Origin of the sequence: Pseudomonas sp. NPDC087639 (genome assembly GCF_044743385.1) — a bacterium.
Classification (GTDB): domain Bacteria; phylum Pseudomonadota; class Gammaproteobacteria; order Pseudomonadales; family Pseudomonadaceae; genus Aquipseudomonas.
Map to the genome: position 1 here is coordinate 16,705 of NZ_JBIUWI010000052.1, position 25,246 is coordinate 41,950.

Here is a 25,246-nt window from a genome sequence, read left to right on the forward strand (position 1 = left end):
CTAAAATCTCACATTTTTGCATTTCATTAGCGCAGTTTAGAAAAACTAGTTTTGCCACGCATCCCCAGCCGGCGCCTTCCCATGGTCATACGGCTTGGCAATCCACATGTACAACAAGCCCAACCCAATCACGATCGCGGTGCTCAACACCATCGCATAGTTCACGTACCACGCCGCATCCGGCGTACGCGGCCAGGCCATGTTGATGATCGCGCCAACGCCATACACCAGCGCGCCGATGTTCACCGGCCAGCCCCACGCGCCGAGGGTGAATTTGCCGCTGGGTTTCCAGCCTTTGCTGCGGGCGTACAGCGCGGCCAGCACGATCATCTGGAACGCGAGGTAGATGCCGATCGCGGCGAAACTGACGATGGTCGCGACGGCGTCTTGCAGGAAAAATCCGAGGGCGATGATCAGCGCCGGCAGGACGCCGGACACGAACAGCGCGGCAACCGGCACCTGAGTCGTAGGAGAAATCTTTTTCAGCAGCTGGCTGCCGATGACCATTTCATCGCGGGCGTAGGAGTAGAGCAGACGACTCGCTGCGGCCTGTAGGCTGATGACGCAGGAGATGAAGGAAATCATCACCACGCCCATCACCACTTTCGAGCCCACCGGGCCGAAGGCGTTGTTGAGGATGGTGGTGACCGGGTCTTTGTCGGTGCCGTTGATCACCGCTTGCATGTCCGGTACGGCGAGGATCAGCGCCAGGCAGGCGAACATCGCCGCGATGCCGCCGATGTAGATGGTCATGCGCATGGCTACCGGGATTTTTGCGCTCGGGTTCGGGGTTTCTTCGGCGACGTCGCCGCAGGCCTCGAAGCCGTAGTAGAGGAACATCCCCGCCAGCGAGGCGGTGAGGAATGCCGGCAGGTAGGAGCCGTCGACGCTGATGTCGAAGGTGTTGAACAGCACGCTCAGCGGCTGGTGACGTTCGAAGATCAGCAGGTACACGCCGACGATCACTGCGCCGACCAGTTCGCAAAGGAAGCCGAACATGGCGATGCGCGCCAGCACTTTGGTGCCGCTGAGGTTGACCAGCGTGGCGAACAAGGTCAGCACCAGGGCGATGACGATGTTGGTGTTGTTGCTCGGCTCAAATCCCAGCATCGCGGCCAGGTACGGGCCAGCGCCGACTGCGACGGCCGCGATGGTGACGCACAGGGCGATGGAGTAGATCCAGCCGACCATCCACGCCCATTTCTTGCCGACCAGTCGGCGCGCCCATGGGTAAACGCCGCCAGAAATCGGGAACTGCGAAACCACTTCGCCGAAGATCAGGCACACCAGCAACTGGCCGCAACCAACCAGCAAATAGGCCCAGAACATCGGCGGGCCGCCAGCGGCGAGGCACAGGCCGAACAGGGTATAAACCCCTACGACCGGTGACAGATAGGTGAAGCCCAGGGCGAAGTTTTCCCACAGGCTCATGCTGCGATTGAAGTTGGAGGTGTAGCCCAGTTTGCGCAGTTGTTCGGCATCGCTGTCGGCGACGGCGGCTGAGAGATCGGGTGATGCACTCATGTGTGTTTGCTCCGTGAAATCGGCAGATTTCGGATGGCCGAGGCCGTGGCGGGGCTTTGGGAGCGCCGCCCGGTTCGGTAGTTATTGTTTTGGTTTCGTTGAAGCCTGGTGGTGAGTCGCCAACATCGTCCGTGTGTCGTGGAAAAGATCGCAGCCTGTTAATGCTTGAACATCACATGCCGAACCGTGGTGTAGTCCTCCAGCCCATACATGGACATGTCCTTGCCGTAACCGGACAGTTTCTGACCGCCATGCGGCATTTCGCTGACCAGCATGAAGTGCGTGTTCACCCAGGTGCAGCCGTATTGCAACCGTGCCGACATCCGATGCGCGCGTCCTACGTCAGCTGTCCAAACGGAGGACGCCAGGCCGTAGTCCGAATCGTTGGCCCACTCCAGCGCCTGCGCTTCATCGGTGAACTTGGTCACCGACACCACCGGCCCGAACACTTCGCGGCGGACAATCTCGTCGTCCTGTTGCGCGTCAGCCAACACCGTCGGTTCAAAGAAGAAACCATTGCCGTCCACAGCCTTGCCACCCGTGATCAAGCGAATGTGCGGTTGCGCAACGGCACGTTCGACGAACGATGCGACACGATCACGATGCTGCGCAGTAATCAGCGGCCCCAGTTCGGTAGAAGGATCATCCTGCAAGCCGTACTTGATGCTGCTGACCGCCGCGCCAAGCTTCTCGACGAATTTTTCGTAAATGCCTTGCTGCGCGTAGATCCTGCACGCTGCCGTGCAGTCCTGCCCGGCGTTGTAGAAGCCGAATGTACGAATGCCTTCAACCGCTGCATCAATATCAGCATCGTCAAAGATGATCACCGGCGCCTTGCCGCCCAGTTCCATGTGCATGCGTTTGACGCTGTCGGCGGTGCTGGAAATGATGTTCGAACCGGTCGCGATTGAGCCGGTCAGCGAGACCATGCGCACTTTCGGATGAGTCACCAACGGGCTGCCAACGGTCGGCCCACGACCAAACACCAGATTGAGTACGCCGGCCGGGAAGATTTCCGACGCCAGTTCGGCCAGACGCAACGCAGTCAGCGGGGTTTGTTCCGACGGCTTGAGCACCACGGTATTACCGGCGGCCAGTGCCGGGGCGATTTTCCAGGCGACCATCATCAGTGGGTAGTTCCACGGCGCGATGGAGGCGATCACACCGACCGGGTCGCGGCGGATCATCGAGGTGTGGCCGGGCAGGTATTCGCCGCCGGCCGAACCGCTCATGCAACGGCTGGCGCCGGCGAAGAAACGGAACACGTCGGCAATCGCCGGGATCTCGTCGTTGAGCGCGGCGCTGTAGGGTTTGCCGCAGTTATCGGACTCGAGTTTGGCCAATTCTTCGCCGTGGGCTTCGATAGCGTCGGCGAGTTTTAGCAGCAGCAGGGAGCGGTCTTTCGGCGCGGTTTGCGACCACTCGGCGAAGGCGCTATCGGCTGCTCGCACGGCGGCATCGACCTGGGCTTCGCTGGCTTCGTTGATTTCCACCAGCACTTCGCCGAGCGCCGGGTTGAGCACCGGTTGGGCGGGGCCTTCGCCGTTGACCAATTGGCCGTTGATCAAGAGTTTGGTTTGCATGCTTTTGTCCTCTTCGAATCCATTGTTTTATCTGTGGAAACCGGATCCTGTGTAGGAGCTGCCGCAGGCTGCGATCTTTTGATCTTGATTTTCAAAAGCAACATCAACAGATCGCAGCCTTCGGCAGCTCCTACAGGGGGATTTCAATTATTTTCCGCCACTGCCGGCGACGCTTTCACCACCCCGAGTCAGGTAGTACGCGCCAAGGATCGGCAGCATGGTCACCATCATCACCAGCATGGCGACGACGTTGGTCACCGGCACATCCCGTGGGCGACTGAGCTGGTTGAGCAGCCACAGCGGCAACGTGCGTTCATGGCCTGCGGTAAATGTGGTGACGATGATTTCGTCGAACGACAGCGCAAACGCGAGCATGCCGCCGGCCAGCAACGCCGAGCCGAGACTGGGCAGCATGATGTAGCGGAAGGTCTGCCAGCCATCGGCGCCCAGGTCCATCGAAGCCTCGATCAGACTGTGCGAAGTGCGACGCAGGCGGGCGATGACGTTGTTGTAGACGATCACCACGCAGAAGGTCGCGTGGCCGACGATGATGGTGAACATTCCCGGCTCGATCCCCAGCGTCTTGAACGTCGCCAGCAACGCGATACCGGTGATGATCCCCGGCAGCGCGATCGGCAGGATCAGCATCAACGAAATGCCCTGTTTGCCGAAGAAATCCCGGCGGTACAAAGCCGCCGAGGCGAGCGTGCCGAGCACCATCGCGATCAATGTGGCAATGGCCGCGATTTGCAGCGACAGCTTGATCGATTCCAGAACGTCCGGCCGCGAAAACGCCACGCTGAACCAGTGCAACGTAAAGCCCTTCGGCGGAAAGCTGAACGCGGCCTCTTCGGTGTTGAAGGCGTAGAGGAAGATGATCAGGATCGGGAAGTGCAGAAACACCAACCCGCCCCAGGCTGCGATGCGCAGACCTATAGACGCATGTCCTTGTGATGAAGAGTCAGAGTGCATCGAAGGCCCCCAGTCGTTTGACGATGGACAGGTAGATGGCGATCAACACAATCGGCACCAGCGTAAACGCGGCGGCCATCGGCATGTTGCCAATCGCACCTTGCTGCGCATAAACCATGCTCCCTACAAAGTAGCCCGGTGGGCCGACCAGTTGCGGCACGATGAAGTCGCCCAATGTCAGCGAAAACGTGAAGATCGATCCGGCGGCAACCCCCGGAATCGACAGCGGCAAAATCACCTGCATAAATGTCTGACGCGGCTTGGCGCCAAGGTCGGCGGAGGCTTGCAACAGCGACGGCGGCAGACGTTCCAGCGAAGCCTGGATCGGCAGGATCATGAACGGCAGCCAGATGTAGACGAACACCATGAAACGCCCGAGATGCGAGGTCGACAAGGTGCTGCCACCGACGCCGGGAATCCCCAGAATGAACTGCAACACCGGCTCCAGCCCCAGGTGCTGAACGAACCACTGCGCCACGCCGCCCTTGGCCAGGAGCAACGTCCATGCGTAAGCCTTGACGATGTAACTGGCCCACATTGGCATCATCACCGCGATGTAGAAAAACGCCTTGGTCTTGCCCGTGGTGTAGCGCGCCATGTAGTAGGCAATCGGGAACGCCACAATGGCGCTGGCAATCGACACGACGATGGCCATGCTCAGCGTGCGCAGAATGATGTCGAAGTTCGATGGCTGAAACAGCGCGGCAAAATTCGCCAGGGTCAGGTCAGGGGTGACCGCCATAGTGAAGTCGTCGAAGGTGTAGAAACCTTGCCACAACAGCACCAGCAGCGAGCCAAGATAGATCGCGCCGAACCACAGCAGTGGCGGCACCAGCAGCATCGACAAATACAAATTCGGCTTGCGGTAGAGCAGGTTGGAAAACCTGCGCAGCGGCGGCGATTGAGTCATCGCGAGCGTGCTCATCTCAGACCCCGCTCGTCACGGTGTCGTGCAGCGGGATCATCGCCTCCCGCGCCCAGCGTGCGCTCAGGCGCTGGCCGGTCTGATGCTGTGCGCTGCTGTCGAGCCACTGGTTGTTGGCGTGGCTGATGCTCAGGGTCTGGCCGTTTTCCAGCGTCAGTTCATAGCGCGTGGCGCTGCCCTGATACTGGATGTCGTGGAGCAGACCGCTGACTTCGATTTCATGGCTGGCCAATGGGCCTTCAGCAAAGCGCACGTGCTCCGGACGGATTGAAAACGGCTGCGGATGACCACTGAGCTGGCGTGCCAGTTCGCCACGAATCACGTTCGAGGTGCCGACGAATTCGGCGACGAATGTGGTGGTGGGTTTCATGTACAGATTGCGCGGGGTATCGACCTGCTCGATGCGGCCCTTGTTGAACACGGCGACGCGGTCGGACATCGACAGCGCTTCGGTTTGATCGTGGGTGACGAAGATGAAAGTGATACCGAGCTGGCGTTGCAGTTTCTTCAGCTCGCTTTGCATTTGCTCGCGCAGCTTTAAATCGAGGGCGCCCAAAGGCTCATCGAGCAGCAGCACGCGGGGTCGATTGACCAAGGCGCGAGCGAGGGCGACACGCTGGCGCTGGCCGCCGGACAATTGCACCGGTTTACGTGCGCCGTAGCCGCCGAGGGCGACCATGTCCAAGGCCTCTTCTGCGCGTTTGTGGCGTTCGCTTTTGCCCACACCTTTGACTTTCAAGCCGTAGGCGACGTTGTCGAGCACGTTCATGTGCGGGAACAGCGCGTAATCCTGAAACACAGTGTTTACGTCACGTTGATACGGCGGCAAACCGGCCGCTTCGGCGCCGTGGATGCGGATCGAGCCGGCGCTCGGTTGTTCGAATCCGGCGATCAGGCGCAGGCACGTGGTTTTGCCCGAGCCGGAAGGGCCGAGCATGGAAAAGAACTCGCCGTCCTGGATATCGATGGAAACCCGGTCAACGGCTTTCACTTCGCCAAACTGCCGGGAAACGTTGGTGAACTGGACTGCAAGCGTCATGGTGCGGTGCTCCGGTAAAGCAGGCTTTCAAAGAATGATCAGGTGTTGCGTCGAAAAGATCGCAGCCTTCGGCAGCTCCTACAGGATGTGTGCCGGACGCTGAATTTTCGGTGCTCGCGGTCGGTGTAGGAGCTGCCGAAGGCTGCGATCTTTTGATCTTGAAGGGGCTTACCTACCGCCCATGATCGCTATGTAGTCCTGCGTCCAGCGGCTGTACGGCACAAACTTGCCGCCCTCAGCCTGTGGAGTTTTCCAGAAGGCGATCTTGTCGAACTGGTCGAAACCGTTGGTCTTGCAACCCTCGGCGCCGAGCAACTCACTGCCTTGGCAAGCCGCCGGCACGGCCGGTAACGAGCCGAACCACGCCGCCACGTCACCCTGGACTTTCGGTTGCAGCGACCAATCCATCCACTTGTACGCGCAGTTCGGGTGCTTGGCCTCGGCGTGCAGCATGGTGGTGTCGGCCCAGCCGGTAGCGCCTTCTTTCGGGATGGTCGACGCGATTGGCTGCTTCTCGTTGATCAGGCCGTTGACCTGATATGGCCAGGCGCTGGAGGCGACCACGCCTTCGTTTTTGAAGTCGCTCATCTGCACCGTGGTGTCGTGCCAGTAGCGGTGGATCAGCGGCTGCTGCGCGCGCAACAGATCGAGCACGGCTTTGTACTGTGCTTCGGTGAGTTGATACGGATCGCTGATACCTAATTCAGGCTTGGCGGACTTGAGATACAGCGCCGCATCGGCGATGTAGATTGGTCCGTCATACGCCTGCACACGGCCCTTGTTCGCTTTGCCGTCCGGCAGGTTCTGCGCGTCGAACAGCACATTCCAACTGGTCGGTGCGGTCTTGAATACGTTGGTGTTGTACATCAGCACGTTCGGCCCCCACTGGTACGGGGTGCCGTAAGTCTGATTGTTGACCACGTACCACGGCGCATCTTTCAGGCGTGGGTCGAGGGTTTTCCAGTTCGGGATCAACGCGGTGTTGATCGGTTGCACACGCTTGCCGACAATCAACCGCAGCGACGCATCGCCCGACGCGGTGACCAGGTCGTAACCGCCCTTGGCCATCAGGCTGACCATTTCGTCAGAGGTCGCGGCGGTTTTCACGTTGACCTTGCAGCCGGTTTCTTTCTCGAAACCGCTCACCCAGTCGTAGGCCTTGTCGCTCTCGCCACGTTCGATGTAGCCCGGCCAGGCGACGATATCCAGCTGACCTTCACCAGCGCCGACAGCCTTCAGCGGTTCTGCCGCTTGCAGGCTGGCGCTGGCCAGCAAGGCCGTGGTGATTGCACTGAACAGTGCGGTCTTGTGCACGAACATGGTTGAACCCTCTTCTTTAAATTATGGTCGGGGCAGTTGTGAACGCGGTGAAGCATGCCGTTGGCGGCTTGTTATTAGCGTAGTCAGAGATGCTGGCCGTGGCGGGCCATGATGTGCCGCACCACGCTGTAGTCCTGAAGCGAATCGCTGGATAAGTCTTTGCCATAACCTGAACGTTTCAGCCCGCCGTGGGGCATTTCGCTGACCAGCATGAAATGGCTGTTGATCCAGGTGCAGCCGTATTGCAGGCGGGCGGCGACTTGCATCGCCTTGTCCAGATTCTGCGTCCACACCGACGAGGCGAGGCCGTATTCGGAGTCGTTGGCCCAGTCCACGGCTTGGGCGAGTTCATCGAAACGGGTCACGGTCACCACCGGGCCGAACACTTCGCGCTGGACGATTTCATCGCTCTGCTTGCAACCGGCTAGCAGCGTTGGTTGGTAGTAGAAACCGGCGCCGGAATGCACCGCCGCGCCGGTCACCCGCTCGATGTGCGGCTGACCGAGGGCGCGTTCGACGAAACTGGCCACGCGGTCGCGCTGGCGGGTGCTGATCAGCGGGCCGATTTCGTTGTCGGCATCGCGCTTGCCAGCGAAGCGCAGACTGCTGACAGCGGCACCGAGTTCAGCGACCAATTTGTCGTGAATGCCGGCCTGGGCGTAGATCCGGCAAGCAGCGGTGCAATCCTGCCCAGCGTTGTAGTAACCGTAAGTGCGCACGCCTTCAACGACGGCTTGAATGTCCGCGTCGTTGCAGACGATTACCGGCGCCTTGCCGCCGAGTTCAAGGTGTGTGCGTTTCAGGGTTTTCGCCGCGGCCTGAAGGATTTTCTGCCCGGTGACGATATCGCCGGTCAGCGAGACCATGCGGATTTTCGGGTGACTGACCAAATGGCTGCCTACGCCTTCGCCACCGCCGCAGATGATGTTGATCACCCCACGCGGCAGGATTTCGGCGAGCGCAGGAGCCAGCGCGAGGATCGACAGCGGCGTGTGCTCGGAGGGCTTGAACACCAGTGTGTTGCCGGCGGCGAGGGCCGGGGCGATTTTCCACGCGGCCATCATGATCGGGTAGTTCCACGGTGCAATCGAAGCCACGACGCCAATCGGATCGCGGCGCACCATGCTGGTGTAACCCGGCAGGTATTCGCCGCTGAGCTGGCCGGTCTGGCAGCGCACGGCTCCGGCGAAGAAACGGAACACGTCGACGGTCGCAGTCAAATCGTCCTGACGGGCCAAATGCAGCGGCTTGCCGCAGTTCAGCGATTCGAGGCGGGCGAGGTGGTCGGCGTGTTTTTCGACCGCGTTGGCGATCTCCAGCAGCAGGTTGGAGCGTTGCTGCGGCGTGGTGCGCGACCATTCGGCAAAGGCACGGTGGGCGGCGAGGATGGCAGCTTCGACCTGCTCGGTGCTGGCCTCGGCGATGTGCGTGAGCACTTCACCGGTGGCCGGGTTGAGGATCGGCTCGACAAAGCCTTCGCCGGCGACCAGTTCACCGTCGATCAACAACGCGGTACACATCGGGGTCTGCGCGCCAGCCATTTTGCGAGTTCTCTTTTCTTGTATGGCCATTGGTGCTCCCTGTGTCACCGGGAGCCGACCGTCTTATAGATGTAGCAAGACTAGTGCGCGGCTCCGGGGGCGACAAATTCTAAATACTGAAGGTGGCATTCGATTAAATAGATGGCTTGCGTCCGCCGTGGGGTTGTTCGCGGGCCACGGTCAGAAATGGATCAACCAGCGCCGGCCGCGCGGTGCCACGACGCCAGGCTAGCCCGACATCGAGGGTCTGGTTGAGGTCAGCAATTGGCCGCGCTTCGATGATGTCGCCTTCCAGCGACCATGGGCGATACGTCATGTCCGGCTGGATCGACACGCCCAGACCCGCCGCTACAAGGCTTCGCACCGCTTCGGTTGAAGCGGTTCTCAGCGTGATCTTCGGTTGCAGTCCCGCACCGCGCCACAGGCGTTGAGCATTGCGATCCATCTCGTCGACGTTGAGTTGAATCAACGGTTCGCGGGCGACATCGGCGAGGTTGATGCTGTCATGCTCCAAAAGCGGATGCTGTGCTGGCAGCCACAAACGGTGTGGCGAATGGGTCAGAACCTCAGTCTGCAAGGCGTGGCGATCTTCGAGGTTGGAGAGGATCAACACGCCTACGTCGATCTCACCACTGACCAGCAGATGCTCGATGTAGGGGCGCTCGTCCTCCATCACCCGTATCTCGACATTGGGATAAGCACGCTGAAACCGAGTGACCAAATCCGCGAGGTAATAACCAGCGACAAGGCTGGTCACACCGATGATCAACTGCCCGGCAACCTGATCGGTGCTTTGTTGCAGGCTCCGTTTGGCGTTATCCACCGTCGCCAGAATCAGGTGCGCCTGGCGTAGGAATTGATGACCCTGATGCGTCAGCGTCATGCCCTTGGCGTGTCGGCTGAACAGGCTGACGCCGATTTCTTCTTCCAGTTGCTGGATCGCCAGGGTCAGGGTCGATTGGGAAATGAACGCCGTTTGCGCAGCAGCGGAGATCGAGCCGGTCTCGGCCACGGCGATGAAGTGACGGATCTGACGCAGGGTCATCATGAGAAGGGTACCCAGTGGGCAGTTTTTATAGATTGGCTGGAGTGTATATCTATTTTCACGAAGGGCAGTCCGATGCCGAGCAACATCTGGAAGCACACTCGTGAGCAGGGCAGGGGCACTTTCGAACTAGGCTGAGGGCCTTATAGATCCGGATAACCCCTGTTTGGAGGCGGAACATGAACACCCGTGGATTGCTCGATCAACTACTCAAATCCGGCCAGGATCTGTTGCAGAACAAGGCTGGCGGGTCGCAGAACAAATCGGCTGGCGGCGGGCTGGGCGGCTTGCTTGGTGGGTCTTCCGGCGGCAGTGGCCTCGGCGGTCTGCTGTCAGGTGCCGGCGGTGGCGCACTGGCGGCGGGCGCCATGGGTCTGCTGCTCGGCAATAAGAAAGTGCGCAACGTCGGCGGCAAAGTCGCCCTCTACGGCGGCCTCGCCGCACTCGGCGTGCTCGCATATAAAGCCTACGGCAACTACAACGCCCAAAAAGGCATTGCTCCGCAACGTGAACCGCAAACCCTGGATCGCCTGCCACCCGCGCAAGCCGAACAACACAGCCAGGCGATCCTCAAGGCACTCGTTGCGGCCGCCAAAGCTGACGGCCATATCGACGACCGCGAACGCCAACTGATCGAAGGCGAATTCACCAAACTCGACAACGATCAGGAGCTCCAGCACTGGCTGCATGCCGAACTCAACAAACCCCTTGACCCAACAGACGTTGCCCGCGCGGCAAGCACCCCGGAAATGGCGGCAGAGATGTACATCGCCAGTGTGATGCTGGTGGACGAGGAGAACTTCATGGTGAAGAGCTATCTGGATGAGTTGGCGCGGCAGTTGAAGCTGGAGCCGGGGTTGAAGGTGGAGTTGGAGAAGCAGGTGCGGTTGGCTGCAGTTTAATTATTCGAGCCTGCAAGGTTTTTGGGGGGGGCAGGCAGTCGGTTAACCCCCCCCCGATTGTTTTGCAGGTGTCCCGTCCTGAATAAGGTTTACACCTTCTGAACTGTTTTTCAGGAGGATGTAATGGAATCAGCAAAAAGGCGTAGTCAGCGCGACTACACGCTGACCTTTAAATTGTCGGTCGTCGATCAGGTTGAAAAAGGCGAGCTGAGTTATAAAGAGGCTCAGGAGCGCTACGGAATTCAAGGAAAAACGACCGTTCTGACATGGTTACGCAAGCACGGTCGTCAAGATTGGAGCCCAGGCAGATACATTGGCTAGCCGAGGATGGGGTCTATGCCCGACAAAAACCGACTATTGACGCCAGAGCAGCGCATCAAAGAGCTTGAAGAACAGCTGGCGCTGTCCAATCAGAAAGCGCAGTTTTTCGAGGCGGTCGTGGATGTCTTGAAAAATGACTACGGTCTCTCTGTTGTAAAAAAGCGTCCCGGCAAGTCCTCGCGCAAAAAAGAATCCAAAACCTGAGCGTCAGCGGGGCTTGCCAGTTCATGGGGATAAGCCGACAGGCTCACTACAAACGCAATCGAGCCGATGCTGCTCGTCTGATTCTGGATCAGAAAGTTGCCGATTTCGTTCAGCAAAAGCGCCTGCGGCAGCCGCGGTTGGGCACTAGAAAACTGTATTACCTGCTGCAATTTCAGCCGCTGCTTGAGCTGCAAGTGGGGCGGGATCGCCTGTTTTCGATTCTGCGGGAACGGCGTTTATTGGTAGCCCGCAAACGTGCGTATCACAAGACAACCGACAGCCATCATCGCTTTCGACGTCATCCGAACCTGCTCAAACCTGGGCCTGATCAGGTTGTTCCCAGCGGCCCGGAACAGGTCTGGGTTGCTGACATCACCTATCTGCCCACTCAGCAAGGCGTGGCCTATCTGAGCCTTGTGACGGATGCTTTTTCGCGAAAAATCGTGGGCTATCACGTCTATGAAAGCCTGCACACCGAGTCGGTCGCCCAGGCGCTGCGCCGGGCGGTGAAACACCGTCAAACCGTGCAGCCCCCTGGTTCATCACTCGGACAGAGGCAGCCAGTATTGCTCGGGAATGTACCAAGAACTGCACGCGAAACACGGCATCAGGTGTTCGATGACGGACGGCTATGACTGCTACCAAAATGCCTTGGCAGAGCGGGTCAATGGAATATTGAAGACAGAGCTTTTGCTCCAGCGCCCACAGGATTTAACGCAGGCGAAGAAGATGGTGAGCGAGTCGGTATCGATCTACAACCGCGAGCGTCCGCACCTATCGTTGAAATACAAAACGCCCGATGCGATGCATCGGGCGTTGGGGTGAAACAGGTGTAAACCTATTTCAGCACTAGACAGTGTTTTATGATTGTTCTGGCTGGGGAAATTTAACTTTAAAATAGTCTAGGAAGTTCTGGCCTTTTGCAAGGCACTTGCGAATTTCTAGGCTTTCCTCAATCAACTCTTGACTGGGCTTTCTATGCTCGGTAACTGGTAAAGGCTTTGACCAATCTAGAACCTCTTTCGGAAAACCCGCTTTTGGCCGTTTATTAACCCAGGCAGAAATATAGCAAGGCAACGTCCATCCACTGAAAAGCTGGATTGTTACAAAGCCCCACAGGTAGCGTATATAAGAGTGTTCTTTTCGGTAAGTTCGGCGACACAAGTGAAAAAATGCAACGCTACCTTCTTCGAGTTCATCCGATTGTTGTATTGGTAAAACAGATGGGCCTTCCTCCATATATGCACGTATGGCTTCCCATTCAGAGATAGCCGAACTCAAGTTGCCGCTAGAGACTGATGACCAAAGTATGTCGCCCGTGTTGTCGTCGAGCAGGCCGATCATAAGCTTGAGTTCTGGCATCACCGCATATTGAGTGATTAACTGCCCGGAGGTAACGCATGCGATGGTGTTCTCCCATGACACATATCTTGGCGCACTGCCTCTGCTCGGCACAAAGGCTACTTCCCTGCGCTCACGGTTAAAGCGGATGGGGGGTGGACGATGATTTGGCGAACTGATAGGTAGAAAACTATGCTGTATAATGCGGCAAGAGATAAAACAATCGTCCAAACTACTGGGCTTGTGAAGAACTCCCACCAGCTTGAAAGGAAAGGTTCAAAATGCCTTCTAAGCCAAGATAAGTATCCAGTTGCAAGAAACAGGAAGGTGATGAAATATATCACTACTCCGATTCCAACCCTTGACATAAATTCGAAGTTGCCTCGCCCTATTGCGAAGTCCAGATATGTGTTATTGGCTTCTCGATGAAGCTGGCGAGTGCTGAACGGAGGTAGTCCGGTAGGGATAGGTCGCGGTGATAGATAAATGAAATCGACACCGCCTTTTCTTTCAAAATCTCCGGCGTGCGGTAGTCTATTGTATTTGTCTTCAGACATGCAGGTTCTCCGGCTTGATCTCCGCCCACTTTAGCGGCGATCGTAGTTTTATTGAAGAGTTGCCTTTGATGGGCTCTTTGTTACCGGAAGATCGAAGCGATATAGCATAGAATAGATATTCGTCGTTGGCTTTCAATGGCGAGTTAGCAATGTCAGGTTGTACGCATAGACGTAGCCTCAGTTGAGCCTGCTCACCACACCAGTTTTCTGGTATGTGTAGTCTAACTTGAAGCGGGTTTATGTTTATAGGGCTCAAAGGGGACAGATTTATTTTCAATGCCTTTTTACTCAAGTATGGAAAATAGATCTGTCCCCTTTGTGTTCCGTCCCCTTTGTAGTCGATTTAAGCGTTGCTGAGCCTGATGTCCTATATGCTTCACCTGCTTTTTGATCTCCTCCGCGGAGTAATTTTTAGCTGAGAATGTCAAGATTTCGGGGGGCAAAGGATATACGTCTAATTTTTTGTTAACTTTGAATTTGTTATTTATGCGGCGTAGCGGAATTTTCGAAGTTTAGTTGAATTTTTCCTTCAGGTTTTCTAGTGTGGCATCCAATTTAAGTTGTCTTGCTTGTATGTTATTTTTACACCAATCAATAATTATGGTGGTTGCATCTTTAAATGGAAGCACGACGTGATCACCCATGAATTCAAATGCGATACCGTCTTTTAGGTATTCTGGAATATTTTCTTGGTCATCGTCTGTGCTAATGTAAATTCCAGACATTTCGATACCGAAACCTTGTGATTTGAGGAGGCTGTTTAGAGCATTCGGCAGAAAACTAGTATTTTTTAATGACGATGACTCCAAGAGGTCTAGAAGGCAGTTGTTAATTATGCTGCTTTGTTTGTTGCTCAGTTTTTGGATGCTCATGGCTTACTTCATTGTGGGGTGGAAGTTAGTGACAGTTGTTAATGTTTCATCTAGGTAGATTCTGAATGTTATTCCCTCGTGCGAAGCGCTGTATGCTCGGTTACCACTTGCTCGCGCTTGATGATATCCGGAGGCAGCCGCTTCTCTACCAGCATTGAACATCTTCTCACTTGGGATTACGTTTGGATCATAGACTGTTTTCGGGCTTCCAAACTCTTTAACTCCCACTGCCTGCCCCGTTCGATCTAACGAATCGCGGCCATATGTGATTTCAGATAGTCCAGGAGTCTTCGGATGTTGAGTTTCTGAAATTATATGGAGTTTGTTGTCCGTGGCGGCTTGAATGAAATCTTCTCGATTGTGAGCTCCTTTTATCCCGCTCTTCGGACTGTAACCATCCGCCTTTTCAAGGTGGCTTTTCGCATTATTACTAATAGGCACGCCCTTGTAATTCGTCGATCCCGGGCAATTATTCAAACCCAACGGATCCACCCACCCTGTAGGGTTAGGCACGTACTGGTAGTTATTCAACCCACCCGCAAGCTTGATCGGATCCGGCGTCAAAAAACGCCCAGTGCCTGGATTGTAGTAGCGGTGCCGGTTGTAATGTAACCCCGTCTCGGCATCGAAATACTGACCCTGGAAGCGCAGCGGATTGTCGATTTCGCTGACGTCCAGTGCAGCAAGGTTGCCGTAGGCGCGGTATTTGGCCGACCACATGATCTCGCCGCTGTAATCAGTGAGTTCCTGCAGCGTGCCGAGGTGGTCGAGTTGGTAGTAAAACGGCGTGGCCTTGCGCGGGCCTTCGCCATCGAGCATCGCAAGCGGGCGGAAGCTGCCGGGCTCGTAGATGTAGCTGCGATAGCGATTGTCGGCGCTTTCCGCGATCAATCGTTCGCCTTGCCACAGAAACTCGGTGGTGTGGCCGTCAACGGTTTTCTCGATTCGGCGGCCGAAGGCGTCGTACTTGTAGCTGGCGGTACTGCCGCCAGGCAGGCTGACGCCGATGAGGCGGTGCTGGCAGTCGTAGCGGTATTCGGTGACGAGTTTTTGGCCGGCGCCGCGACGTTCACGGATCAGGTTGCCATAAGCGTCATAGTCGTAATGGCGGTCACCCTGCATCAGCAGGCGGTTGCCTTTGACGTTCGCGAGGTTGGCTGTGCCTTCGTTGTTCTGGCCGAGTAGGTTGCCCGCCGGGTCGTGGGCGAAACTTTCCGGTGTGGCGCCTCGTACGCTGATCAGGATCCAGTGAGCGTACTGCCATCCGGCAGGTGGCAGTGGCTCAATTGGCCGACGCTGTCGTACTCATAACGCGTCGTGCCCCAGCTTTGGTGCTCCTTGATCAGCCGATCCTGAACGTCGTACTCGTAGGCAAGAAGCCAATTGCCGTCGTCCACGTTAACCAGGCGTCCCAGTGCGTCGTAGCTGTAGTGGATCTCTTCGCCGTCGGCGAGGGTTTTCTCAATAAGTCGGTCAGCGGCATTGCGTTGGTGCTGATAAACCTTGAGTTTTATTAAAAGTTATTTATTGTTTCAGGAAGTTCGGTGTATCTAATTTTTTTAACTTTTAGCGTTTCAAGTAGCGATGTGGTTTTGTTTAGGTTTTCTGCTGGTGTTATAAGTTGCAAGGTTGAGTGGGTATCGCTTTCTAAAAAACGAACAATGGTTACTTCTCTATCAGTTGTGATAAAGTTCAGAATGCTTTTTGAAGTGACTGCCTTGTCACCTTCACTCAACTGATCCCATAGGGTGTTTAAGTCAGTGTTGCTCTTTTTTAGAATTAGGAAGGTGTTTCTGTGTTGTGTTAGTTCGTCTGGTTTTAATTTGTTTTTGTTAGTAGTGATGGGGTCTAAGTAAGAGTATATTTTTGTTTTTATATTTTTCTTGATGATTCCATTGTCGCCTAGAGTACCTTCAATCTCCTTGCGTAGACGAATCTCTTGGATCTTTTGATCTTCCAGTGAGTAGCCAACAGTTCGCCACTTTATAGTTATAGGCCATTCCAATTCCAGTGAATGACTAATTTTTTCCCAAGTCGACCATATCTCCTGCAAAGACGCCGAAATAAGTGTGAAGCTCACAAAATCAGGAGAATATATGTGCTCGGGTTGCTCGCAAAGCTTGATGCCTGAGTCGCAGATGTAAAATATGCTCATGGTTATTCTTTTTTGAAGTATGTATGTGAATTTTCACCCTCTTTCAGGGATGCCTTCGTGCCGGTAGTTTTCGTTACCTCGGTATTAAAATGAGGTCCTTCATTTCCTTTTACATGTCCCAGTGAATGTTCTCTAATCGTGACAATTTGACCGTTGTTCAGGCGGAATTCATACACGCGACTCATAACGCGGCCGGGCTGGTCAGTAAGTACTTCTTTATATGACCTTGATGGCTGCTGCGATAGTGGAACTCCTCCGACCTTTTTAGCCTGCCTGAATGCTGTCCTTCTCGTCAGAGTGGTGTCATGGCCTATTGGCGGCTCAACCTCACCTGTTTCTACTTTTGAGTCGCTTGTGTCATCTGCCTTTTTTCTGATTCCGGTTTTCGATTTTCCGGGACACTTAGTGCTCAACCCCAACGGATCCACCCACCCCGTAGGGTTAGGCACGTACTGGTAGTTGTTCAATCCACCCGCAAGCTTAATCGGATCAGGCGTCAAAAACCGTCCAGTGCCCGGATTGTAGTAGCGGTGCCGGTTGTAATGTAACCCCGTCTCGGCATCGAAATACTGGCCCTGGAAGCGCAGCGGATTGTCGATTTCGCTGACGTCTAGTGCCGCAAGGTTTCCGTAGGCCCGATATTTCGCCGACCACATGATCTCGCCGCTGTAATCAGTGAGTTCCTGCGGCGTGCCGAGGTGGTCGAGTTGGTAGTAAAACGGCGTGGCCTTGCGCGGGCCTTCGCCATCGAGCATCGCAAGCGGGCGGAAGCTGCCGGGCTCGTAGATGTAGCTGCGATAGCGATTGTCTGCGCTTTCCGCGATCAATCGTTCGCCTTGCCACAGAAATTCGGTGGTATGGCCGTCTACGGTTTTTTCGATTCGGCGGCCGAAGGCGTCGTACTTGTAGCTGGCGGTACTGCCGCCGGGCAGGCTGACGCCGATGAGGCGGTGCTGGCAGTCGTAGCGGTATTCGGTGACGAGTTTTTGGCCGGCGCCGCGACGTTCACGGATCAGGTTGCCAAAAGCGTCATAGTCGTAATGGCGGTCACCCTGCATCAGCAGGCGGTTGCCTTTGACGTTGGCGAGGTTGGCTGTGCCTTCGTTGTTCTGGCCGAGTAGGTTGCCCGCTGGGTCGTGGGCGAAGCTTTCTGGTGTGGCGCCGCGAACGCTGATCAGCCGATCCAATGGATCGTAGTGATAGCTGCGGTTGCCTTTACGACTGTCGTCAATGCCGGCCAGGTTGCCGTTGGCATCGTAGTTGTAGCGGCGATGGAACAGGTTTTTGTCCCGCTGGCCTGCGCTGTGCGCTTGCAGTCGGCCCTGTTCGTCGTACTGATATTGGCTGAGCAGCAGGCCTTGCTGGCGTTGCTGTTCGCGACCGGCGCTGAACTGGTGAGAGGTCAGGCGTGAACCGTTAAGGTCGATGCTACTCAGACGTCCGCCTGACACGTGACGGTAATCGAGCGTACTGCCATCCGGTAGGCGGCAGTGGCTCAATTGGCCGACGCTATCGTATTCATAACGCGTCGTACCCCAGCCTTGGTGCTCGGTGATCAACCGGTCCTGCACGTCATATTCGTAAGCAAGCGGCCAGTGACCGTCGTCGACGTTGACCAGGCGACCTAGGGCGTCGTAGCTGTAGTGGATTTCCTCGCCGTCGGGCAGGGTCTTCACCAGCAGGCGACCAGAGGCATCGCGCTGGTACTCGCTGATCAGTTCGCTGCCGTCGTCGCCGAACTCGGTTTTCTTCAGCAGTTGACCGTTGAGGTCGTACTCGTAGGCGGTGCGGCGACCGTCGAAACCGGTTTCCTGCTGGATCAGTCCGTTCGAGTAGTAGTCGAGCTGATAGCGCTCGCCGCGCTCGTTCTCAATCTCGGTGAGGTTGAGTTGTGAGTTCTCGTAGCGGTAGCGCAGTTGGCTGCCGTCCGGATTGATGCGGCGGCTGACCAGGTGCAGGTTGTCGGCGTACTCGTAGCGAGTGATGCGTCCGAGTTCGTCGCGTTCGGCGGTGACCCGGCCATACGGGTTATAGGTGAAAGCACGGGTGGCGCCGCCGGGCAGGGTGACTTGGGTCAGACGATCAGCAGCGTCCCATTGGTAATGAGTGATGGCGCCGAATTCGTCCTGCCGGGTGATTTGCCGGCCGAGTGCATCGTAGCGGTATTTGCGCTGACCACCGTCCGGCAGACGTTCTTCGAGCAATTGACCAAGGTTGTTCCAACCCAGTTGGTGGCGGCTGCCGTCGGGGTGACGGATTTCCAGCAGTCGGCCCTGACGGTCATAGCTGTAGTAGGTTTCGGTGCCGTCCGGGTCGGTTTGTTGGGTGATGTCGCCCTGACGGTTGCGCTCATATTTTTCCAGCGCGCCTTGCCACGATGTTTGCGGAAGCTACTTTTTCTACGGAATCCGCCTTACACCACATATCGAGTCAAGAAGGTACTGAACTCCTCCGAAATATTACTTTTGTCCATCTAAATAGAGAAAATCTGCCAATTTCTTATGGTTGGTTTTTTGCTATTTCAGTTGGTAGCTGAATTTCTCATCCAATCCAAAGCTTTCATCTTGATTTTTTACTCGGTCAAGAATGATTAATATTTTTCTATATGAATCGCCCATTCGTTCTTCTGAATGTTTTGAGTTTGTCCAAATTAATTCGATTGGGCGTTCTACGTCGGTGCTGAGCAGGTCCCAAAGAGCATTGAGATTGTGACCGTAGTATTGGGTGACGGAAAAAGCAGATGCTATTCGCCTATGGAATGCTTGCTCGGATGAGATGGTTAATCCATCAATTTCAATTATCTTTTTAATTTACTTCCACTTTCCAATAGGGGTAACAGTTTCGTGGTGATCGCTAGTGATGTAGGGCAGTCCGTCATCTGAGCATTATTTAGGCTGCAAACCACGTTTGAAGCGCTGAAAACGTGGTCCCCTCCCGGTGTCTGCCGGTTACCTAAATTTCGTTGTGTTTATTGGGTGATATCACTGGTATGAACGCAGTCATGATCATCCATATAGATTAGGACGTTGAAATTTTCGTCGGCTATCCAGAATGGGAACCCCGTTGTTTCGGAAAATAGCGTTTTAAGATCCGCAGAGGCTTCTAGTTTCCAAGCGTGAATCTTACTGTCTTGAACTATTAGGAACGGGTTTTCAAAGTTTTCGAGCGTGTCGACTTTTTTCCAAAATTCTGGATCGTGTTTTTTTTGAGTTTTCCTCAAATGGTAAGGGTCGAGACCCTTTGTTTCAGGAGAAAAAAATAATGTTGTTAGCTTGGTGATCAATTTAGATAGTTCATCGTCGCGTAGTTTTTCATGCGCTAAGGACTGCTCTGCTAATGTTGAATCGATTTCTTTTTCTAGGTAGTTCATTGAGGGTCTCCAATTCTCGCGCGTGATACGGGCACGGATTCTAACAAAATATGTCCTCTAACAGCCCCTCCTACAACCCGTTTACCAGGCGTTTGGTAACCAATATGAGAAAGAAAAGGTGGCAGATTTATTTTCAGTTTGTAGAAAATAAATCTGTCCCCTTTTTGATCATTCTTCATGTGTGATTATATCTGCAATGCCAAAAGGTGTTCTGTTTCCTGTTGTTCTTAGAGTGGGAGATATTTCAGGGTTTCCAGAATTCAATTCCCTCCATGTGGCGCTCTATATCATCCATGTCATCATCGCCAAGTGTTGAATCAAAATTCTTGCTGATGATTTTTCTTACCTTGGCAAGACGTTGAGTAACCTTTTCATTATCAATGAAATCGGTAGTTGCTTTTTGATACTCTTCCACGGGTTTGTCCGAGTAATAGCTGCCCATTTTGTGAAGTGAGATTAGAATGAACTCGATGTCTGCCAGAATGTCGAGGGCATCTTCTCCGTTAAGTACTATTTTTTGATTTTTTTCTAACATTATTTCCTCCGGTTGAATGTTGGGTTTTCAAGCGTTACGTTTCCTTTGATCGTAAGCTCCATTGTGCCGTACCTAGGGTTTTTCACCCATTCAAGTTGAGAGTCTGGTACGTCTGTTTCAATGTAGTCTCTGCCGCGTCCTCTTCCAATTTGATATCTATCTTCTGCGTCGAGTTGGCTCAATGGTTTTTTATTGGCAGGTTCCACATAGACACGATTGTTATCCTGAGCTTGAATTACACCATCACTTTCTATGCCAGTTGAGCCCTTTCTGTTGGTGTAGTGCCGGACGCGAGTTGTGCTTTCTCCCCTGGGGGCGGGAGCAGGTGCTGTAGGTGCGCCTTCATTGACTTTTGCCTTTTCTGTAGGGTTGCCAACATTACCCGTGGATTTTGTTTTTTTCTTTGGACACTCACTATTCAATCCCAGGGGATCCACCCACCCCGTAGGATTAGGCACGTACTGGTAGTTATTCAACCCACCCGCAAGCTTAATCGGATCCGGCGTCAAGAATCGTCCAGTGGCGGGATTGTAGTAGCGGTGCCGGTTGTAATGTAACCCTGTCTCGGCATCGAAATACTGACCTTGGAAGCGCAGCGGGTTGTCGATCTCGGCAACATCCAACGCGGCGAGATTACCGTACGCTCGGTACTTCGCCGACCACATGATCTCACCGCTGTAGTCGGTGAGTTCCTGCGGCGTGCCCAAGTGGTCGAGTTGGTAGTAAAACGGCGTGGCCTTGCGTGGGCCTTCGCCATCGAGCATCGCAAGCGGGCGGAAGCTGCTGGGCTCGTAAATGTAGCTGCGATAGCGATTGTCGGCGCTTTCCGCGATCAATCGTTCGCCTTGCCACAGAAATTCGGTGGTATGGCCGTCTATGGTTTTTTCGATCCGACGGCCGAAGGCGTCGTACTTGTAGCTGGCGGTGCTGCCGCCGGGCAGACTGACACCGATTAGGCGGTGTTGGCAGTCGTAGGTGTATTCGGTGACGAGTTTCTGTGCAGAACCGCGACGTTCGCGGATCAGGTTGCCGTAGGCGTCGTAGTCGTAGTGGCGGTCGCCCTGCATGAGCAGGCGGTTGCCTTTGACATTTGCGAGGTTCGCTGTGCCTTCGTTGCTTTGGCCAAGCAGGTTACCTGCCGGGTCGTGGGCGAAGCTTTCCGGGGTGGCGCCGCGTACGCTGATCAGGCGATCCAGTGGATCGTAGTGATAGCTGCGGTTGCCCTTGCGGCTGTCGTCTATGCCGGAGAGGTTGCCGTTGGCGTCGTAATTGTAACGACGCTGGAACAGATTTTTGTCTCGCTGGCCTGCGCTGTGCGCTTGCAGTCGGCCTTGTTCGTCGTACTGATATTGGCTGAGCAGCAGGCCTTGCTGGCGCTGTTGTTCGTGACCGGCACTGAACTGGTGGCTTGTCAGGCGTGAGCCGTTGAGGTCGATGCTGCTCAGTCGTCCGCCGGACAAATGGCGGTAGTCGAGTTTACTGCCATCCGGGAGGCGGCAATGGCTTAGCTGGCCGACGCTGTCGTACTCGTAGCGCAGGGTGCCCCAGCCTTGGTGTTCTTCGATGAGGCGATCTTGCAGGTCGTATTTGTAGGCGAGCGGCCAGTGGCCGTCGTCGACGTTGACCAGACGACCGAGTGCGTCGTAGCTGTAATGGATCTGCTCACCATCGGCGAGGGTTTTCACCATCAGTCGGCCAGCGGCGTCGCGTTGATACTCGGTAACGAGTTCACTGCCGTCATCACCAAATTCGGTTTTCTTCAGCAACTGGCCGTTGAGATCGTACTCGTAAGCAGTGCGGCGACCGTCGAAGCCGGTTTCCTGCTGAATCAGGCCATTGGCGTAGTAATCGAGGTGGTAGTGTTCGCCGCGCTCGTTTTCGATTTCAGTGAGCAGCAGACGCGAGTTGTCGTAGCGATAGCGCAATTGGCTGCCATCGGGGTTGATGCGACGACTGACCAGATGCAGGTTGTCCGCATACTCATATCGCGTGATGCGGCCGAGTTCATCGCGCTCGGCAGTGACATTGCCGTAAGCGTTATAGGTAAACGCACGGGTTGCGCCGCCCGGCAGTGTGACTTGCGCAAGGCGATTGGCGGCATCCCATTGGTACTGCGTGATGGCGCCGGATTCTTCTTGCCGGGTGATCTGCCGACCCAAAGCATCGTAACGATACTTGCGTTGGCCGCCATCGGGCAGGCGTTCTTCCAGCAACTGGCCGAGGTTGTTCCAGCCGAGCTGATGGCGGCTGCCGTCCGGGTGTCGAATTTCCAGCAGACGCCCTTGGCGGTCATAGCTGTAGAGCGTGGCATTGCCGTCCGGATCAATTTGCTGGGTGATATCACCCTGACGGTTGCGTTGATATTTCCAACTGGCCTTGCCGCGATGCACATCGCTGACGAAACCGTTGATGTATTCATACGTGGTGGCTTCGTCTTCCGGCGGGATGACGGCGGTCATCAAGCCGTTGTCGTCGTAGCGGTATTCGGTGACGGCGCCCAACGGATCCTTTTCTGCGATCAATTGGCCTTTGTCGTTGTAGGCTTTGAGGTGTTCGGCGCCGTCCGGATCGATCTTACTGACCAGTCGTGCCTTGTCGTCGTGGGTGTAGACCTCTTCGCTGCCATCGGCGTTGGTGACAGTCACGCTGCCTTTGTCATCCCAGGCGTATTGCGCTTCCATCTGCGAGAAGTTGGCCCAGTGACGGGTGCAGCGAGACAGCTTTCCTTCGTTTTCCCACTCCCAGTAGAACGCCGCACCACCCGCCAGTTGCCGCTCGAGAATGACGTGCTGCTCGTTGTAGCGATAGTGTTCGGCTTCACCGGCGGCATTCTTCGCCTCGATCAGACGATGCTGGGCGTCATAGCTGTAGGTAACCAGCGTCTGCACAGTGTTCCAGGTGTCTTCAAGATTGTCCGCAGGCAGAAACTGCTGATAGTCGACCGCGATGATGTGTTTGCGGCCGTAGCGCAGAAGCAGAGCACGGCCGGCACCGTTGTCGAGACGTTTGATACGGCCGTGAATGTCCCGTGTGACGTGCAGTCGATTGCCATAGCTGTCGCTGATGGCGATCAGAGTTGCGCCTTTGCTGTTGAAGCGGAAATGGTAGAACGAGGGTCGTTTTCCTGCTTGGGCCAGGACCAGTTCGGAGGGATCATCACCGAGAAAAATGGCTGCCTTTGAAAGACTGTTGGTGATTGCCGGACGTTGTTCGCTTGGCAGCGGGAAGGGGGTGGAGCGGTTTTCGTGGTCGGTCCAAACGACTTCGTCGCCGTTGATTTCGAGGCGATGGGCCAGCGCATGGCTCCAGCCATAACCCAGGCCACAGTCGATTTCCAAGGCGCTGGTTCTGTATAGGCGGGTCCACTCAAACGGCAGCAGACCATCCAGTTGACCATCGGTCAGCGTCAGCAACTCTTCACCGGTAACCATCGAAACCGGGCATCCGTTAGTGCAGGTATCGGAGGCAGGCTCTGCGCTCTTGTCAGCGGGATTCTTCGCCTGCTTTGAAGCATCGTCAGCTATTTTGCCGTCAGCGAGTTTTGCGTTTTTCTTTCCGTCAAACCGCAACTCAGAAATCCCGTTCCTGACCTTCGCCGTCACACCCCTCGCCGCAACAGCGGTGTACTTCGCGACGTACTCCATAAAGCCATTGATGATCTTGAACAGCGACTTCACAAAACCAATGACGGCGTTGAGTACAAGCTCACCGTACTTCTTCAGGCGGGCGGCGAGGTAGATAACCCCGGTGCCTTCAGCCGCGATGGTCAGTACCACGCCAATCACGATGTCGATGGCGATACCGACAACCATGGCCGTGGTCGTTTTCGCGATGTCGCCAGCCATCTTCATTGGCGGCAAGCCTGCGAGCCAGATCACGGCGCTACGTACCAGCAAAAACAACGCGGCTTCGTCACTGGCCAGCAACATGGCCTTTTTCATGACGTCCGGCGAGCTTTTGGCAACTTTGATCAGTTCATCTGCGCCAGCCCCGAGGTCCTTCGCAAACTTCTTTGGATCTTGCAGGATATCGAGCACTTGATTGATGCCATCCCACACACCCTTGATGGCCTCCCAGCCACCTTCAAGAATGCCAGTGCCAATCGCCATCGCGGTGCCCGAGGTGGAAACGTTCGACCATTGCGGCTTGAAACCGGCCCACTCCTTGCGCAGGAAGCCCTCCAAATCTGCGGTCACGCCACTGTAGGAGCTGAAGAGGGCGTCGATCTGCGTCGGAGTCACTTCATTGTGAACGCGGATCTTGTAGAACTTTCCGGGAATGCCTCCCGTCCAGGCAGCCTTGCCCTGTGCGTCGAGTTTGACCTTGCTGACTGCACCACCTTCCACAGCAACAATCTCGACTTCGATATTGCCTACTGGAATGTCGTAAACCGATTCGAATTTGCTTTCGATCAGCAACGGGCCTTTCAACGGGCATTGGGCCACGTTGGAAGTGAAGTTGCCGTCGGTCATGCTCACCGCTTTGCTGGTGTCGCCAACCTTGATCACTCGCTCCATGCCCAGCAGGGAGGGCAGGTCAGCGGCTCGACTAGCCTTGTCGGCGGCTCTCGCGTACCAGGTTTTGGTTTGTTCCTGATACAGCTTCAGACTGTCCTTGAAGGTGCTCAGTTGGTTGTCAACAAAGGCAACGCGATCCATCAGCCTTGCTCCAGAATCAGGTGATTTAACAGTGCTTCTTTAAGGTTTTTCGGTGCATTCGGGCGGCGCACGAAACGGCTGACTTTCAGTTTCAGGTTGTTTTCGGGCCAGGCGTTGTAGATGTCCGGACGCTCTTCTTCCAGCCACTGCATCAGGTTGCCGATCAGCGTCGTAGCATTTTCCTTGGCCAAGCTATCCAGCAACGGCTTCGGCACCTCCCACCACGGCCAATCCTTCACCTTCGGCTGCGCCCTCGGCCCAACCTCAAGGCCCTTGCCATTAATCAGATACCGCTCAAACATCGGCATCACTTCCCCTGCCTTGTCCCCCAGTCCATGCAGAATCGGGTAGATATGCCGCCCATCCCAGAAGCGGAAAAACA

Annotated in this window: 17 protein-coding genes and 4 pseudogenes; 2 read left to right on the forward strand and 19 right to left on the reverse strand. The window is 55.5% G+C overall.

From position 1 onward, the window contains the following. Positions 1-45: 45 nt before the first annotated feature. The 8 genes from ACIOVB_RS20120 to ACIOVB_RS20155 form a co-directional block, all read right to left on the reverse strand. Positions 46-1,524 carry an APC family permease gene (locus ACIOVB_RS20120; protein WP_401270706.1) on the reverse strand — a complete coding sequence of 493 codons (1,479 nt, stop codon included), beginning with the start codon at positions 1,522-1,524 and terminating at the stop codon, positions 46-48. Between the two features lie 158 nt (positions 1,525-1,682). Then, positions 1,683-3,107 (reverse strand): gamma-aminobutyraldehyde dehydrogenase, encoded by a 1,425-nt coding sequence (locus ACIOVB_RS20125; RefSeq protein ID WP_401270709.1) that lies wholly within the window; start codon positions 3,105-3,107, stop codon positions 1,683-1,685. Between the two features lie 147 nt (positions 3,108-3,254). Further along, positions 3,255-4,079 carry an ABC transporter permease gene (locus tag ACIOVB_RS20130; protein WP_401270712.1) on the reverse strand — a complete coding sequence of 275 codons (825 nt, stop codon included), beginning with the start codon at positions 4,077-4,079 and terminating at the stop codon, positions 3,255-3,257. Beyond that, a complete protein-coding gene (locus ACIOVB_RS20135) occupies positions 4,069-5,004 on the reverse strand; it encodes an ABC transporter permease (protein ID WP_401270714.1) in 936 nt (311 codons plus the stop codon). Before ACIOVB_RS20135 ends, ACIOVB_RS20130 begins: the two co-directional genes overlap by 11 nt. 1 nt (position 5,005) lies before the next feature. After that, positions 5,006-6,043 (reverse strand): ABC transporter ATP-binding protein, encoded by a 1,038-nt coding sequence (locus tag ACIOVB_RS20140; protein ID WP_401270717.1) that lies wholly within the window; start codon positions 6,041-6,043, stop codon positions 5,006-5,008. A gap of 168 nt (positions 6,044-6,211) precedes the next feature. Next, a complete protein-coding gene (ydcS, locus tag ACIOVB_RS20145; RefSeq protein ID WP_401270719.1) occupies positions 6,212-7,363 on the reverse strand; it encodes a putative ABC transporter substrate-binding protein YdcS in 1,152 nt (383 codons plus the stop codon). An 83-nt stretch (positions 7,364-7,446) separates the two neighbouring features. Then, positions 7,447-8,904: a gamma-aminobutyraldehyde dehydrogenase gene (locus tag ACIOVB_RS20150; protein WP_401270739.1), complete on the reverse strand. Its 1,458-nt coding sequence runs from the start codon at positions 8,902-8,904 to the stop codon at positions 7,447-7,449. Positions 8,905-9,037: 133 nt separating this feature from the next. Continuing rightward, a complete protein-coding gene (locus ACIOVB_RS20155; RefSeq protein WP_123534402.1) occupies positions 9,038-9,952 on the reverse strand; it encodes a LysR family transcriptional regulator in 915 nt (304 codons plus the stop codon). 176 nt (positions 9,953-10,128) lie between these two features. Between ACIOVB_RS20155 and ACIOVB_RS20160 the strand changes: the two genes are divergently transcribed. After that, positions 10,129-10,851, forward strand: coding sequence for a tellurite resistance TerB family protein (locus ACIOVB_RS20160; RefSeq protein ID WP_401270722.1), 723 nt, complete (start codon positions 10,129-10,131; stop codon positions 10,849-10,851). A 123-nt stretch (positions 10,852-10,974) separates the two neighbouring features. Next, positions 10,975-12,201: pseudogene (locus tag ACIOVB_RS20165) on the forward strand (IS3 family transposase). Positions 12,202-12,237: 36 nt separating this feature from the next. Here ACIOVB_RS20165 and ACIOVB_RS20170 read toward each other — a convergent pair. The 11 genes and pseudogenes from ACIOVB_RS20170 to ACIOVB_RS20220 form a co-directional block, all read right to left on the reverse strand. Then, a complete protein-coding gene (locus ACIOVB_RS20170; RefSeq protein ID WP_401270724.1) occupies positions 12,238-12,720 on the reverse strand; it encodes a hypothetical protein in 483 nt (160 codons plus the stop codon). Between the two features lie 1,066 nt (positions 12,721-13,786). After that, positions 13,787-14,146, reverse strand: coding sequence for a hypothetical protein (locus ACIOVB_RS20175; protein WP_401270727.1), 360 nt, complete (start codon positions 14,144-14,146; stop codon positions 13,787-13,789). Between the two features lie 3 nt (positions 14,147-14,149). After that, positions 14,150-15,648 (reverse strand): annotated as a pseudogene (locus ACIOVB_RS20180) (RHS repeat-associated core domain-containing protein); the annotation flags it as partial. A gap of 11 nt (positions 15,649-15,659) precedes the next feature. After that, positions 15,660-16,301, reverse strand: a complete 642-nt coding sequence (locus tag ACIOVB_RS20185) for a hypothetical protein (protein WP_401270729.1) — start codon at positions 16,299-16,301, stop codon at positions 15,660-15,662. 2 nt (positions 16,302-16,303) lie between these two features. Then, a pseudogene (locus ACIOVB_RS20190) lies at positions 16,304-18,681 on the reverse strand (RHS repeat-associated core domain-containing protein); the annotation flags it as partial. Between the two features lie 136 nt (positions 18,682-18,817). Then, positions 18,818-19,111 carry a barstar family protein gene (locus ACIOVB_RS20195; RefSeq protein ID WP_401270742.1) on the reverse strand — a complete coding sequence of 98 codons (294 nt, stop codon included), beginning with the start codon at positions 19,109-19,111 and terminating at the stop codon, positions 18,818-18,820. Positions 19,112-19,269: 158 nt separating this feature from the next. Beyond that, positions 19,270-19,671 (reverse strand): hypothetical protein, encoded by a 402-nt coding sequence (locus ACIOVB_RS20200; RefSeq protein ID WP_401270731.1) that lies wholly within the window; start codon positions 19,669-19,671, stop codon positions 19,270-19,272. Continuing rightward, positions 19,668-19,850: a polymorphic toxin type 47 domain-containing protein gene (locus tag ACIOVB_RS20205; RefSeq protein WP_401270733.1), complete on the reverse strand. Its 183-nt coding sequence runs from the start codon at positions 19,848-19,850 to the stop codon at positions 19,668-19,670. Before ACIOVB_RS20205 ends, ACIOVB_RS20200 begins: the two co-directional genes overlap by 4 nt. A 65-nt stretch (positions 19,851-19,915) precedes the next feature. Beyond that, the gene (locus tag ACIOVB_RS20210) at positions 19,916-20,206 is read right to left on the reverse strand and encodes a hypothetical protein (protein WP_401270736.1); all 291 of its coding nucleotides are present in this window, start codon (positions 20,204-20,206) and stop codon (positions 19,916-19,918) included. Continuing rightward, entirely contained in the window at positions 20,206-24,864 is a 4,659-nt protein-coding gene (locus ACIOVB_RS20215; RefSeq protein ID WP_401270738.1) for an RHS repeat-associated core domain-containing protein, read from the reverse strand. The genes ACIOVB_RS20210 and ACIOVB_RS20215 overlap by 1 nt, the downstream gene beginning before the upstream one ends. Further along, positions 24,864-25,246, reverse strand: a pseudogene (locus ACIOVB_RS20220) (hypothetical protein); the annotation flags it as partial. The pseudogene ACIOVB_RS20220 and the gene ACIOVB_RS20215, both read right to left, overlap by 1 nt.

Coding starts and splice junctions, on each gene's coding strand:
- ACIOVB_RS20155 (WP_123534402.1), bottom strand. CDS start 9,952: ATGATGACCCTGCGTCAGATCCGTCACTTCATCGCCGTGGCCGAGACC.
- ACIOVB_RS20150 (WP_401270739.1), bottom strand. CDS start 8,904: ATGGCTGGCGCGCAGACCCCGATGTGTACCGCGTTGTTGATCGACGGT.
- ydcS (WP_401270719.1), bottom strand. CDS start 7,363: ATGTTCGTGCACAAGACCGCACTGTTCAGTGCAATCACCACGGCCTTG.
- ACIOVB_RS20200 (WP_401270731.1), bottom strand. CDS start 19,671: ATGAACTACCTAGAAAAAGAAATCGATTCAACATTAGCAGAGCAGTCC.
- ACIOVB_RS20170 (WP_401270724.1), bottom strand. CDS start 12,720: ATGATCGGCCTGCTCGACGACAACACGGGCGACATACTTTGGTCATCA.
- ACIOVB_RS20120 (WP_401270706.1), bottom strand. CDS start 1,524: ATGAGTGCATCACCCGATCTCTCAGCCGCCGTCGCCGACAGCGATGCC.
- ACIOVB_RS20140 (WP_401270717.1), bottom strand. CDS start 6,043: ATGACGCTTGCAGTCCAGTTCACCAACGTTTCCCGGCAGTTTGGCGAA.
- ACIOVB_RS20175 (WP_401270727.1), bottom strand. CDS start 14,146: ATGAGCATCCAAAAACTGAGCAACAAACAAAGCAGCATAATTAACAAC.
- ACIOVB_RS20130 (WP_401270712.1), bottom strand. CDS start 4,079: ATGCACTCTGACTCTTCATCACAAGGACATGCGTCTATAGGTCTGCGC.
- ACIOVB_RS20135 (WP_401270714.1), bottom strand. CDS start 5,004: ATGAGCACGCTCGCGATGACTCAATCGCCGCCGCTGCGCAGGTTTTCC.
- ACIOVB_RS20185 (WP_401270729.1), bottom strand. CDS start 16,301: ATGAGCATATTTTACATCTGCGACTCAGGCATCAAGCTTTGCGAGCAA.
- ACIOVB_RS20125 (WP_401270709.1), bottom strand. CDS start 3,107: ATGCAAACCAAACTCTTGATCAACGGCCAATTGGTCAACGGCGAAGGC.
- ACIOVB_RS20160 (WP_401270722.1), top strand. CDS start 10,129: ATGAACACCCGTGGATTGCTCGATCAACTACTCAAATCCGGCCAGGAT.
- ACIOVB_RS20205 (WP_401270733.1), bottom strand. CDS start 19,850: ATGAAGAATGATCAAAAAGGGGACAGATTTATTTTCTACAAACTGAAA.
- ACIOVB_RS20215 (WP_401270738.1), bottom strand. CDS start 24,864: ATGGATCGCGTTGCCTTTGTTGACAACCAACTGAGCACCTTCAAGGAC.
- ACIOVB_RS20210 (WP_401270736.1), bottom strand. CDS start 20,206: ATGTTAGAAAAAAATCAAAAAATAGTACTTAACGGAGAAGATGCCCTC.